The 12,539-nt window shown below is 69.2% G+C and carries 12 protein-coding genes and 1 pseudogene; 2 read left to right on the forward strand and 11 right to left on the reverse strand.

The window, feature by feature from the left end:
• Positions 1-269 precede the first annotated feature (269 nt).
• From groL to AWC16_RS24175, 11 genes and pseudogenes are all read right to left on the reverse strand, one after another.
• Entirely contained in the window at positions 270-1,892 is a 1,623-nt protein-coding gene (gene groL, locus AWC16_RS01160) for a chaperonin GroEL (protein ID WP_085263006.1), read from the reverse strand.
• Between the two features lie 101 nt (positions 1,893-1,993).
• A complete protein-coding gene (gene groES / locus AWC16_RS01165; RefSeq protein ID WP_019736720.1) occupies positions 1,994-2,296 on the reverse strand; it encodes a co-chaperone GroES in 303 nt (100 codons plus the stop codon).
• Positions 2,297-2,492: 196 nt separating this feature from the next.
• Positions 2,493-3,527 (reverse strand): tRNA (adenosine(37)-N6)-threonylcarbamoyltransferase complex transferase subunit TsaD, encoded by a 1,035-nt coding sequence (gene tsaD / locus AWC16_RS01170; protein WP_085263007.1) that lies wholly within the window; start codon positions 3,525-3,527, stop codon positions 2,493-2,495.
• On the reverse strand, positions 3,524-3,970 hold the full coding sequence (gene rimI / locus AWC16_RS24830; protein WP_234812090.1) for a ribosomal protein S18-alanine N-acetyltransferase: 447 nt from the start codon (positions 3,968-3,970) through the stop codon (positions 3,524-3,526). The genes tsaD and rimI overlap by 4 nt, the downstream gene beginning before the upstream one ends.
• A gap of 33 nt (positions 3,971-4,003) precedes the next feature.
• A pseudogene (gene tsaB, locus AWC16_RS24835) lies at positions 4,004-4,630 on the reverse strand (tRNA (adenosine(37)-N6)-threonylcarbamoyltransferase complex dimerization subunit type 1 TsaB); the annotation flags it as partial.
• Positions 4,615-5,076 carry a tRNA (adenosine(37)-N6)-threonylcarbamoyltransferase complex ATPase subunit type 1 TsaE gene (tsaE, locus tag AWC16_RS01180; protein ID WP_085263008.1) on the reverse strand — a complete coding sequence of 154 codons (462 nt, stop codon included), beginning with the start codon at positions 5,074-5,076 and terminating at the stop codon, positions 4,615-4,617. The pseudogene tsaB and the gene tsaE, both read right to left, overlap by 16 nt.
• The gene (locus AWC16_RS01185; protein WP_085263009.1) at positions 5,069-6,172 is read right to left on the reverse strand and encodes an alpha/beta fold hydrolase; all 1,104 of its coding nucleotides are present in this window, start codon (positions 6,170-6,172) and stop codon (positions 5,069-5,071) included. The genes tsaE and AWC16_RS01185 overlap by 8 nt, the downstream gene beginning before the upstream one ends.
• Positions 6,162-7,316, reverse strand: a complete 1,155-nt coding sequence (gene alr / locus AWC16_RS01190; protein ID WP_085263010.1) for an alanine racemase — start codon at positions 7,314-7,316, stop codon at positions 6,162-6,164. Before alr ends, AWC16_RS01185 begins: the two co-directional genes overlap by 11 nt.
• Positions 7,317-7,406: 90 nt before the next feature.
• Positions 7,407-8,795 (reverse strand): glutamate decarboxylase, encoded by a 1,389-nt coding sequence (gad, locus tag AWC16_RS01195; protein ID WP_207572225.1) that lies wholly within the window; start codon positions 8,793-8,795, stop codon positions 7,407-7,409.
• Positions 8,796-8,805: 10 nt separating this feature from the next.
• Positions 8,806-10,341 (reverse strand): bifunctional ADP-dependent NAD(P)H-hydrate dehydratase/NAD(P)H-hydrate epimerase, encoded by a 1,536-nt coding sequence (locus AWC16_RS01200; protein WP_085263012.1) that lies wholly within the window; start codon positions 10,339-10,341, stop codon positions 8,806-8,808.
• A gap of 35 nt (positions 10,342-10,376) precedes the next feature.
• A complete protein-coding gene (locus AWC16_RS24175) occupies positions 10,377-10,517 on the reverse strand; it encodes a hypothetical protein (RefSeq protein WP_165759142.1) in 141 nt (46 codons plus the stop codon).
• Positions 10,518-10,572: 55 nt separating this feature from the next.
• Between AWC16_RS24175 and AWC16_RS01205 the strand changes: the two genes are divergently transcribed.
• Together AWC16_RS01205 and AWC16_RS01210 are read left to right on the forward strand one after the other, a co-directional pair.
• Positions 10,573-11,439, forward strand: a complete 867-nt coding sequence (locus AWC16_RS01205; RefSeq protein WP_085263013.1) for a sensor domain-containing protein — start codon at positions 10,573-10,575, stop codon at positions 11,437-11,439.
• 133 nt (positions 11,440-11,572) lie between these two features.
• Complete coding sequence (locus tag AWC16_RS01210) at positions 11,573-12,448, forward strand: sensor domain-containing protein (RefSeq protein ID WP_085263014.1); 876 nt, start codon at positions 11,573-11,575, stop codon at positions 12,446-12,448.
• Positions 12,449-12,539: the final 91 nt, after the last annotated feature.

Consider the following 12,539-nt stretch of genomic DNA (forward strand, 5'->3'; position numbering starts at 1 on the left):
CGTCAAGGGTTTCGGGATGTCTGCAGTCACGGCGCGAGCGCGCCCAGGGGCTGATCACGGTACCGTCGTCAGCGGTGAAGATCGGACCTGTGCCGGTGACGACGAGAGAAAAAGAGGGTTCGCCGACGGCGTCGGTGTCTATCTGGTCGACGACCCATCATAGCTCTATGCCGATGAATGCAGGCTTATTAAGTCGATGAATGCAGACCGGCGGGCATCCGAAAACACCCCCGGCCCAACAGGACCGGGGGTGTTTTCGTCGAAACTACCTAGTGCGCATGCCCGTGATGCCCGTGGCCAGCGTGCTCGTCGGCCTCAGCCGGCTTCTCCACGACAGCCGTCTCGGTGGTCAGGATCATCCGCGCCACCGAGGCCGCGTTGAGCACCGCGGACCGGGTCACCTTGACCGGGTCGACGATGCCGTCGGCGCCCAGGTCACCGTAGGTCAGCGTGGCGGCGTTGAAGCCCTGCCCGGCCGGCAGCTCGGCGACCTTGCTGGTCACCACCGCGCCGTCCACTCCGGCGTTGGTGGCGATCCAGTACAGCGGTGCGCTCAGTGCGGCGGCGAACACCTCCACGCCGGTCGCCTCGTCGCCGGTCAGCGTGGACCGCAGCTCCTTCAGGGCCGCACCGGCCTGCACCAGTGCGACGCCGCCGCCGGTGACGATGCCCTCCTCGACCGCGGCCTTGGCCGCCGACACCGCGTCCTCGACCCGGTGCTTGCGCTCCTTGAGAGCGGTCTCGGTCGCCGCGCCCACCTTGATCACGGCCACGCCGCCGGCCAGCTTGGCCAGGCGCTCTTCGAGCTTCTCCCGGTCCCAGTCGGAGTCGGTCGCCTCGATCTCGGCTCTCAGCTGCTTGACCCGGCCCGCGATGTCCTCGGCGGTCCCGGCACCGTCGACGATCACGGTGTCGTCCTTGGTGACCACCACCCGGCGCGCCTTGCCCAGCAAGTCCAGACCGGCCTCCCGCAGCGTCAGGCCGACGTCGGGGTTGATCACCTGACCGCCGGTGACGATCGCGAGGTCGTCCAGGAAGGCCTTGCGCCGGTCACCGAAGTAAGGCGCCTTGACCGCGACGGCCTTGAGGGTCTTGCGGATGGCGTTGACCACCAGGGTCGACAGCGGCTCGCCCTCGACGTCCTCGGCGATGATCAGCAGCGGCTTGCCCACCTCCACGACCTTCTCCAGCAGCGGCAGCAGGTCCGGCAGCGAGCTGATCTTGTCGCGGTGCAGCAGGATCAGCGCGTCCTCCAGGACGGCCTCCTGCGAGTCGAAGTCGGTGACGAAGTACGCCGACAGGAAACCCTTGTCGAAGCCGACACCGTCGGTGATCTGCAGCTCGGTGTTCAGCGTCGAGGACTCCTCCACGCTGACCACGCCGTCGCTGCCGACCTTGGTCATCGCCTCGCCGACCAGTTCACCGATCTCCTCGTCGCGCGAGGACACGTTGGCCACCTGCGCGATGGACTCCTTGCCGGAGACCGGGATGGCCGCGGCCAGCAACGCCTCGGACACCGCGTCGGCCGCCTTGGCAATGCCGGCACCCAGCGCGATCGGGTTGGCGCCGGCCGCGACGTTGCGCAGTCCACCGGAGATGATCGCCTGGGCCAGCACGGTGGCGGTGGTGGTGCCGTCGCCGGCCACATCATTGGTCTTGGTGGCCACCGACTTCACCAGCTGGGCGCCGAGGTTCTCGAACGGGTCCTCCAGGTCAACGTCGCGAGCCACGGTGACGCCGTCCATGGTCACCGTCGGGCCGCCGAACGACTTGGCCAGCACCACGGTGCGCCCGCGCGGGCCCAAGGTCACCCGGACCGCGTCGGCGAGCTTGTGCACACCGGCTTCCATGGCCCGGCGGGCGGCCTCGTTGAACTCAATCTGCTTGCTCATAGCTCTTGTTCAGCCCTTTCGTTCACGGCTTCACGCGTGCCGCCCCGGACATCACCCGTGGGTACGGGGATCTCCGGGGCGGGCACGGTGGTCGCTTGTGGCTACTTGCCGACGATGGCCAGCACGTCGCGCGCCGACAGGATCAGGTACTCCTCGCCGGCGTACTTGATCTCGGTGCCGCCGTACTTGCTGTAGATGACGACGTCGCCTTCCTTGACGTCCAGCGGGATCCGCTTGTCGCCATCCTCGTCCCACCGGCCGGGGCCGACGGCGACGACGGTGCCTTCCTGCGGCTTCTCCTTGGCAGTGTCCGGAATGACCAGGCCGGAAGCGGTCGTGGTCTCGGCCTCGTTGGCCTGAACGAGGATCTTGTCCTCGAGTGGCTTGATGTTCACGCTCGCCACGATTGGAGCCCTCCACATTGTCTGGATGCGACCCGGCACACGCCGAGCCCATCGGAACGTACTTACTTAAGGTGTTCGGCATTCGTGCGAGCCCTCGCGTCGTCGTCGCGGGTGCCGAGCGAGAAACCGTCCGACTGCCACCTAGCACTCTATACATGAGAGTGCTAGCACTCAAGGTGGCCCCGCTGCGAATCAGTCAGGCGATCTGGCCCTGCACCACCGGCAGGCCCGGATTGGTCGCCACGTCCAGCGGCGACGGCGGCGCCCCGGCCGCGATCAGGTGCGCCGCGAACGACGCGATCATCGCACCGTTGTCGGTGCACAACCGCAGCGGCGGGATGCGCAGGGTCAACCCGGCCTCCTGGCACCGCTGCTCGGCGAGCTCACGCAGCCGGGAGTTGGCGGCCACCCCGCCGGCGATCAACAGGGTCCCGACCCCGAGGTCGGTGGCGGCGCGCACCGCCTTGGCGGTCAAGACGTCGGCGACGGATTCCTGGAACCCGGCCGCCACATCGGCGGCCTCGAAGTCGGGGTTGCGCTCCACATACCGGGCCACCGCGGTTTTCAGCCCGGAGAAACTGAACGTGTACGGCGCGTCGCGCGGGCCGGTCATCCCGCGCGGGAACACTGGGATCTCCGCGGCCTCCCGGCCGCAAGTGCGGGCCAGCTCGTCGAGCGCCCGCCCGCCCGGATAACCCAGCCCGAGCAGCCGGGCCACCTTGTCGTAGGCCTCCCCGGCGGCGTCGTCGACGGTGCTGCCCAGCTCGACGATCGGCTCCCCCAGGGACCGCACGTACAGCAGGTGAGTGTGGCCGCCGGAGACCAGCAGACCCACGCACTCCGGCAGCGGGCCGTGGGCGTAGACGTCGGCGGCCAGATGCCCGCCCAGGTGGTTGACGGCGTAGAACGGCACCCCCCAGGCCGCCGCGTAGGCCTTGGCCGCGGCCGCGCCCACCAGCAGCGCCCCCGCCAGGCCTGGCCCGATGGTGGCCGCCACCGCGTCGGGCTTGTCCACCTCCGCCTTCGCCAGCGCCCGGCGCATCGTCGGCCCCAGCGCCTCCAGGTGTGCCCGCGACGCGATCTCGGGCACCACCCCACCGAACCGGGTGTGCTCCTCCACGCTGGAGGCCACCTCGTCGGCGAGCAGGGTCAGCGCGCCGTCATCTCCCAGCCGCGTGATACCGACACCTGTTTCGTCGCAAGAGGATTCGATGGCCAGGACTACTGTCACGAGGAGGCCTCCCGTCGCATGGTGTAGGCGTCGGCGCCGTTGCGGTAGTAGCGCTTGCGCAGTCCGACCTCGACAAAGCCGACATCACGGTAAAGCGCGATCGCCGGGGCATTGTCGGTGCGGACTTCCAGGTGCACCACCCCACCGTCGGCGTACTCCAACAGGTCGGTGAGCAACCGCCGCCCGATGCCGCGCCCCTGGTGGGCCGGTTCCACCCCGATGGTGTGCACCTCGAACTCGAACGGCGGGTTGCGCCCAAGCCGTGCGATCCCGCCGTAGCCCACCAGGGTGCCGCCGATCCGGGCCGCGACGTAGTGGTGGTCGCGGGCACCGATCGCCCGGCTGAAAGCCTCGGCCGGCCAGGGGTCGTCGCTGCCGAACAGCTGCGCCTCCAGATCGGCACAGCGTGGTGCGTCGGCCTCCGTCAGGGAATCCAGGGTCACCGGTGGTTCGGCCGACGCCGGCGATTTGGCCGACGCCGATGGTTTGGCATCGGGGCGGCGCAGGTACAACGGCACCAGCGATTCCGCAACGGCGTTCCAATCACGCACCGCTGCAACCAATCCCGCAGGAGTCGGATAGGTGATGTCGAGCGCCGGGAGGCCGAACAGTCCGGCGTGCGCGGGCGGGCCGGCCACCGCCACGGCATCGCCCGGGTCGACATCGGCCGGAGCGCTCACCGCCGGGCCGGCCACCCGGACCCCGTCCTGGTAGCGCGCCCAGTAGACCTCCCGGCGACGGGCGTCGGTGACCACCAGGGTCGCTCCGGTGGTGCGCACCCCGATGGCGTCCAGGCTGCACACCCCGTGCACGCCGATACCCAGGGCCTGACCGTAGGCGGCGGCGCTGGCCATCCCGACCCGCAGCCCGGTGAACGGCCCGGGCCCGCAACCCACCACCACCGCAGCCAGATCGGCCATGCCCAGACCGGCGTCGGCCAATGCCGCCAGCACATTGGGGGTGAGCCGCTCCGCGTGCGCGCGGGCGTCCAGCGTGACTCGTTCGGCCAGCACGGTGCGCCGATCGGCTGCCACCAGGCCCGCGGTGACCGCCGGCGTGGCGGTGTCGATGGTCAGGATCGCTCCGGTCACGGCGTGTGCCACCGCCAGGTCGCGGTACGCGTCTCGGAGTCGGCTGCGCGGTCCAGCCGGATGTCCAGGTGCCGGTCGGAGAGCCGTTCGGCCAACCCCTGGCCCCACTCCACCACGACGACGGCGTCGTCGAGTTCGGTGTCCAGATCCAGTGAGTCCAACTCGGCCAGCAGGTCCAGGCCCGACTCGTCGAGCAGCCGGTACAGGTCGACGTGGATCATCGCCGGGTCGCCGGGCCGACGGGCCCGGTGTTCCCGGGCCAGCACGAACGTCGGCGAGGTGACCGGGCCCTCGACATCCAGCGCCGCGGCGATCCCCTTGGCCAGCACGGTCTTTCCAGCACCCAGCGGGCCGGACAGCACCACCACGTCGCCAGCCCGCAGCTGAGCACCCAAGCGGGTTCCGAACGCGACGGTGTCTTCGACGGTGGCCAGGGTCGCCTCCTGCGGGTCAGCCACTGCGCCCGGCCTTCCGACGCAGCCGGCGGTTCAGCACAACGCGGCGGGGGGTGGCCCGCTCCACCAGTCGCACCAGCGCCTCGTCGATGACATCGGGTTCCTCCAACTGCACCAGGTGCCCGGCCCCCGGCACGATCACCAGCTCGCAATCCCACAGTGCGGCCGCCATCGCCCGCGAGTAGCCGGCCGGGGTGAGCAGGTCCTGGTCGCCGCACGCCACCAGGGTCGGGATCTTGGCCAGGGTCTGCAGCGCCGCGCTCTCGTCGTGTACCTCCAGCGCGTGCAGGAAACCGACCATGGTCGCCACCGGGGTGCTGTGCATCATCTCCTCGGAGAACGCCACCACGCTCGGGCTGATCTTGTCGGTACCGTAGGAGGCGGCTCGCAGGATCGGCGAGATCACCCCGCGGGCCGCGCCGCGGCCGCGGTGCACGAGTTGGGGCACGTACCGCACGCTGAACTGGATGGCTTCCAGGGCCGGGTTGCGCAGGATCTCCCCCAGCGGCGACCGGGAAACCCCTTTGGCCGCTGAGGAGATCAGTGCTGCGCCGACGATACGGCGGCCGTAGTGCTGGGGAAACTGCCGGGCGTGCGACAGCACGGTCATGCCGCCCATCGAGTGCCCGACCAGCACCACCGGCCCGCGTGGCACCGTCGCCTGCAGCACCGCTTCCAGGTCCTGGCCGAGCCGCGGCACGGTGTAGGTGTCAGGCGAGGCGACGCCGGAATCGCCGTGGCCGCGTTGGTCGTAGAAGACCATTCGCACCTGGTCGCCCCACTCGGCCCTCAGCCGCGCCCGCTGAAAGTGGAAGGACCCCATCCGCAGGCAGAATCCGTGCGCGAACACCACGGTCAGCGGCGCGTTGCGGGGGCCCACGTCGCGCACCGCCAGTTCGACGCCGTCGTCGGTGACCACCACCGAGCTGTGATCGCTCCCAAGGATCTCGAAATCCTCGTCGGCGTAAGCGTCTTCGGCGGTGGTGCGCCGCGTCACCGACCGTGCGATGGTGGTCCCGGCGATGGTGCCGACGGCGGCCAGCCCGGCCGCGCCCGCCAGCAGGCCGCCGGCCCGCCACCTGCGCCGCTTACCGGCCATCGGCGCCCCGATAGGTTCTGGCAACGCGCCCGCGCGGACTGTTGACCACCTCGTAGTGGATGGTTCCCAGCGCGTCCGCCCAGTCCTGGGCCAGCGGTTCACCGTTTGTCCCGGGCCCGAACAGCACGACCTCGTCACCCTCGGTGACGTCGACGGGTCCGGGCCCCAGGTCGACGACGAACTGGTCCATGCAGACCCGACCGACGCTGGGTCTGCGCCGGCCGTTGATCAGCACGTCGAACCGTCCGCTCAGCGGGCGGAACACTCCGTCGGCGTAGCCCATCGGTACCAGCGCCAGGGTGGTGTCGGCCGAAGCGATCCAGGTGTGGCCGTAGGAGACAGCCTCCCCGGCTTTGATCGAACGAACCAGCACCACAATGGATTTCAGAGTCATCGCAGGAATCAGGCCCATGTCGCCGCGCTCGGGGATCGGACTCAGGCCGTACACGGCGATTCCGGGCCGCACCATGTCGTAGGTCAGGTCGGGGCGGGTCATCGCCCCGGCCGAATTGACCAGGTGCGCCACCTCGAACTCCAGACCGTGCTCCCGGGCGAGGGACCGCATGTCGGAAAACCGTTGCGCTTGAACGTCGTTGACCGGGTTTCCGGTCTCGTCGGCGCAGGCCAGGTGCGACATCAGGCCCCGCACCCGAACCGCATCGTCGGCCACCGCGCGGCGCAGCGCGGCCAACAGCTCCGGGTAGCCGGCCGCGCCGATCCCGTTTCGATTCATGCCGGTGTCGGCCTTGATCGTCACAGTCGCCGTCCGGCCGGTGCGGCCCACCGCGTCGAGCAGCTCGCCCAGCTGGCGCACCGAGGAGACCGCGATCTGCACGTCGGCGGCCAGGGCCGGCGCGAAGTCGGTGTCCGGCCCGTGCAACCACGCCAACACCGGGGCGCCGATGCCGGCCGCCCGCAGCGCGAGGGCCTCATCCACGGTGGCCACCCCGAGTTCGGCGGCGCCCGCGGACAGCGCAGCACGGGCCACCTGAGCCGCGCCGTGACCGTAACCGTCGGCCTTGACCACGGCCATCACCTCGGCAGAGCCGGCGTGGTCGGCCAGCACCCGCACGTTGTGGGTGATGGCGTCCAGGTCCACCAGCGCTTCACCGAGCAGGCCGGACGTTCGGGATATGGCAGTCATGTCACCGCCATTGTTTCATCCGCGGCGAATGTCGGCTTGATGCACGTAGTCGACGGTATTGCGTCACACAATCCGACACTCGGCGCAGCGTCAGTGCGAGAAGTGTTGCTGGTCGTCGTATTGGCCGCCGGGTTTGAGCCGGTCCAGCGTGTTCACGGCTTTCATGACGTCGTCGAAGAGCGCCCGGGCGAGATCTGCCGACAGGCCCTCGCGGACCACCACGCGTAAGACCGCGACGTCCTCGGCGCCCTCCGGCATGGTGTAGGCCGGTACCTGCCAGCCGTAGGTGCGCAACTCATGGGAGACGTCGAACTCGGTGTAGCCGCGATCGCCCGCCAGGCGGCAGCTCACCACCGGGATCGCCGAGCCGTCGCTGATCAACTCGAAGTGCTCAGACGCCGCCAGCTGGTGCGACAGCCAGCGGGCGGTTTCGGACAGGGTCCGCATCACCTCGGTGTAGCCGCCACGTCCCAGGCGCAGGAAGTTGTAGTACTGGCCGATGACCTGGTTGCCGGGCCGGGAGAAATTCAGCGTGAAGGTGGGCATGTCCCCGCCCAGGTAGTTGACCCGGAACACCAGTTCCTCGGGCAGCTGCTCGGCATTGCGCCACACCACGAAGCCGATTCCGGGGTAGGTCAAACCGTACTTGTGGCCGCTGACGTTGATCGACACCACCCGCGGCAGCCGGAAGTCCCACTTGAGGTCCGGGTGCAGGAACGGCACCACAAACCCGCCGCTGGCCGCGTCCACGTGCACCGGCACGTCGACCCCTCCACCGGCCGCCAGCTTGTCCAGCGCCGCACAGATCTGCTCGACGGGCTCCAGCTCGCCGGTGTAGGTGGTGCCCAGAATGGCCACCACGCCGATGGTGTCCTCATCGACGGCGTCGATGACCTGCTCGGGGGTGCTCACGTACCGGCCCTCCGCCATCGGCAGGTAGCGCGGTTCGACGTCGAAGTAGCGGCAGAACTTCTCCCACACCACCTGGACGTTGGAACCCATCACCAGATTCGGGGTGCGCCCCTTCCAGGCATCTCCGAGCTTCTGCCGCCAGCGCCATTTCATCGCCAACCCACCCAGCATCACCGCCTCACTGGACCCGACGGTGGAGACCCCGATGGCGCTGGCGGGGTCGTCGTCGCGCAGGTTCTCGGCGTGGAACAGGTCGGCGACCATGCACACGCAACGCTGCTCGATGGCGGCGGTGGCCGGGTATTCGTCCTTGTCGATCATGTTCTTGTCGAACGACTCCGCCATCAGCTCCCCCGCTTCGGGGTCCATCCACGTGGTGACGAAGGTGGCCAGGTTCAGCCGGGAACTGCCGTCGAGCATCAGCTCGTCGTGGATGAAGCGGTAGGCGGCCTGCGGGTCCATCGGGTCATCGGGCATCCGCAGCGCCGGGATCGGTGCGGTGAACAGCCGGCCGGTGTATGCCGGTGCGATGGTGTGCGCCGGCATGGACGGGTGGGAATGGGTCAAAACGCCTCCTCTATAGCTGGGCCAGGGCGGTGCGGATGTGGGCCAGGATGCGCGACGCCGACGTCGGGGTGTCGCCGGGTCCGGGATCGGCAGCAGAAGCCGCGGCCGCGCGAGTGTGCACGAACGCGGCCGCAGCGGCGGCCTGGGCCGGCGGCAGGCCCGACGCCAGCAGTGCGCCGATCATCCCGGACAGCACGTCGCCGGAACCGGCGGTGGCCGCCCAGGATCCGCCGGCCGGGTTGAGATAGACCGGCCCGCGGTATTGATGCGGCGGTCCCAGCTTCGCCTCTCCTCCGTCGAGCCTCGCTGAACCGCCGGGCCCATGCGGCGGTCCCAGCTTCGCCTCTCCTCCGTCGAGCCTCGCTGAACCGCCGGGGTCAGCGACGACGGTGACGTGCCCCTTCAGCAGCACGGTGGCCCCGAACCGGTCGGCAAGGGCGCGGGCGGCGCCTATCCGGTCGGGACCGGGCGGGTGGCCGGCTAAACGGGCGTATTCGCCGGCGTGCGGGGTGAGCACGGTCGGGGCGGTTCGGTCGGCCACCAGCGACGGGTGGGCGGCCAGGATGGTCAGCGCGTCCGCGTCGACGATCACCGGCAGGTCGGTGTCCAACGCGAACCACAGCTGCGCCGCTGCGTCGCCTCCGGTCCCCAGGCCCGGGCCGACGACCCAGGCCTGCACCCGCCCGGCCGCAGCCGGGTTGGTAGCGGCGATCACCTCGGGCCAGTGCGAAACCACTTCGGCTGCAGCGCTTCCGGCGTAGCGCACCATGCCGGAGGTGGCGGCCACCGCAGCACCGGCGCACAGGATCGCCGCGCCCGGGTAGGTCGCCGAGCCGGCCAGGATTCCGGTGACGCCCTGGGTGTACTTGTCGTCGCGCGGGCCCGGCGCCGGCCAGCACGCCTCGACGTCGGCGGCGGTGAGCCCGTGGATATCGGTGGCCGGCAGGTCCAGGCCGATGTCGACCAGCTCGACGCGTCCACAGTTCCCTAGGGCGTGCACCGGTTTGAGGCCGCCGAAGGTGACGGTGAGCGCGGCGTGCACCGCCGGACCTTCGGCCGCACCGGTGTGCGGATCCAACCCACTGGGGATGTCGACGGCCACCACCGGGATGTTCCGCGCGTCTACGTCCGCGAAGACCTCGGCGGCGTTCGGGCGCAGCGGGCCCTGACCGGAGATGCCGACCACTCCGTCGATGACCAGATCCGTTGCGGCCGACACGGTGTCGACGATCCTGCCGCCCGCGCGGATGAACGCCGCTAACCCCTTGGCGTGGGCGCGCTCCGGGTCCAGCAGGATCGCGCTGGCCGCCGCCCCGCGCCGGCGGAGCAGGGTGGCCGCCCACAGGGCGTCGCCGCCGTTGTCGCCGGAACCCACCACCGCGCATAGGCTCCGGCCCGCTACCCCACCGGTGCGAGACGTCAGTTCCCCGGCGATCGCGGTGGCCAAACCGAACGCGGCCCGGCGCATCAGGACCCCGTCAGGCAGGCTCGCCAGCAGCGGCGCCTCGGCGGCGCGAATGACCTCGACGCTGTAGTAGTGCCGCACTCAGCCCTCCCTAGCCCGTCCTCGCGATTGTCAGGCTAGTGGCCGCGGACGGTGCTCGGGTGATGTCGCAGCGGATGGTGGAAGGTCAGCGGGTAACAGCACAACCCGACGAACAGCGCGGCGGCATGGCCGATCGCGGTGAAGTCGGGATTGATGAGCCGCTGATAACGTCTCAATGCAAATCTGGCCCGTCCATCTGCGACCGGCCCCGATGCGATGTGGGGTGCACCGATGAGCGAACCGCACGGTCTGAATCCCAATCCGGACGTTCGGCCCCCGTTCGCAAGCCAGCCCATCCCCCCGGCGCCGGGCCGGCATTTCCCGCAACCGTGGCCACCCGGTCCGCCGGGACGACCCCCGGAGGGCCGCCGATTGATTTGGGTCCTGCTGGGGCTGGTCTGCGTGCTGACCGCAACCGCTGTGGTGCTCGCCGTGAACGTCATCGGACGTGGCCGGCACGAGAACGCGCAATCCCCCACAGAATCGGACGCCGATGGGAAGCTCGTACCTGTCTCCGCTCTCGAAGGACTGCTGCCGACCAAGGAAGTCGTCTCCTCAGCAGTGGGCGACCCAGGGATCGGCCTCGTCAATGAGGGTACGGGTATCGACACCGTCGTCATGGTGGACGCCGACTGCCAAGGGCTTACCTCTGTTTCCGGACCCGTTTATGCCGGTACCGGCTGGACCGCCGTCCGCTGGCAAGGGTGGAACAGTCCCGCCGAGCCCAATCCAGCGCGGTGGGTGCACCAAGCTCTGATGTCGGTAACGACCTATCCGCACGCCAGCGCTGCCCGCGCCTTCTATACCAAGGAGAGCGCTGCGTGGCAGAAGTGCTCCGGCCGCATCATCAATACCCGCGTACCCACCGACAAGGACTCGCCCGACCGATTCTGGTCCGTCGAGGGCGTCACCGAGGCCGATGGGGTGCTCAAGGCGACCACGATCTCCGAGGGCGGCGGCGGCTGGTCGTGCCAGAACACGCTGACCGTACGCAGCAACGTTGTTGTCCGCATCAGCGGGTGCGCAGACACGGATTCGGCAGCGACGACACAGGCGCTCCTCGACGCGATCACCGCGAAGATCGACGCAGCAGCATGACGTTGATGCACAGCTGCTGCGTCGGGACGCACTATCGCCCGGCTGACGACGCCGTCCGTTTACGGCCGGTACCTAGGGAGACGAACCACAGGGGCAGACTCCGTATCCCTACGACCCAACGCGCCTCACACCGATGAACGAGCCCGGCTCGCCGGCGCCAGGTGGACCCGCCCCGCCATTCTGGCCAGCGGGCCGCCCACCGAACGGCAACTACCCACTGATACGGATACTGCTGGGGCTGGTCTGCGCGCTGACGGCGATTGTCGTGGTACTCACCGTGACCGTCATATACCGCGACGGGCACGAACGCCCGCAATCCAGCCCGGCATCGTCACCTGCTACCTCCCCCGACCGGACACCGGCACCTGTCTCGACTGCCGACCGCCTGGTGCCCGTCGCCGCGCTCGACGGCCTCTTGCCGGACAGGGGCGTCGTCTCTTCGGCGGTGGACGACCCAGGCATCGATATGGTGACGCACGGTGAGTACATCGACCCCGTCGATCTAGCGGATGCCGATTGCCAAGGGATCACGTCCGTCTCCTCGCAGGCCTACGCAGGCTCAGGTTGGACTGCTATCCGCTGGCAACGATGGAACAGTCCGGCCGAACCCGATCCCCGCTACCTGGTGAGGCATGTCTCGATGTCCGTGACCAGCTATCCGCACGCCACCGCTGCACGGGCGTTCTATACCAATCAGAGCGCTGCGTGGCGGAAGTGCAACATCCGTATTGTCAACAGTCGCATTGCCAGCGCGAAAGAATCACCCGACCAGCTCTGGTATATCGACAATTTCACCGATTCCGACGGCGTGCTCGGGGCCCTCATGATGGACAACGTCAACTCGGACTGGACCTGTCAAACCAGGCTGACCGTGCGCAGCAACGTTGTTGTCCGCGTCTCCGTGTGCGGACGCTCAACTTCTTCGATAGCCGCACGCACAACCCCTTCGATAGTGGCGGCACATACGCTGCTCGACTCGATCACCTCGAAGATCGACGCGGCCGGGTGAGCCCACGCCACCCAATCCTTGATCAGCCACGGCGCCTCGCGTATCGTCCGAACCAATTTCGCGACGCACAGTAGCGGATCGACGGAAAGGG

The organism is Mycolicibacter longobardus (assembly GCF_002102265.1).
GTDB lineage: Bacteria > Actinomycetota > Actinomycetes > Mycobacteriales > Mycobacteriaceae > Mycobacterium > Mycobacterium longobardum.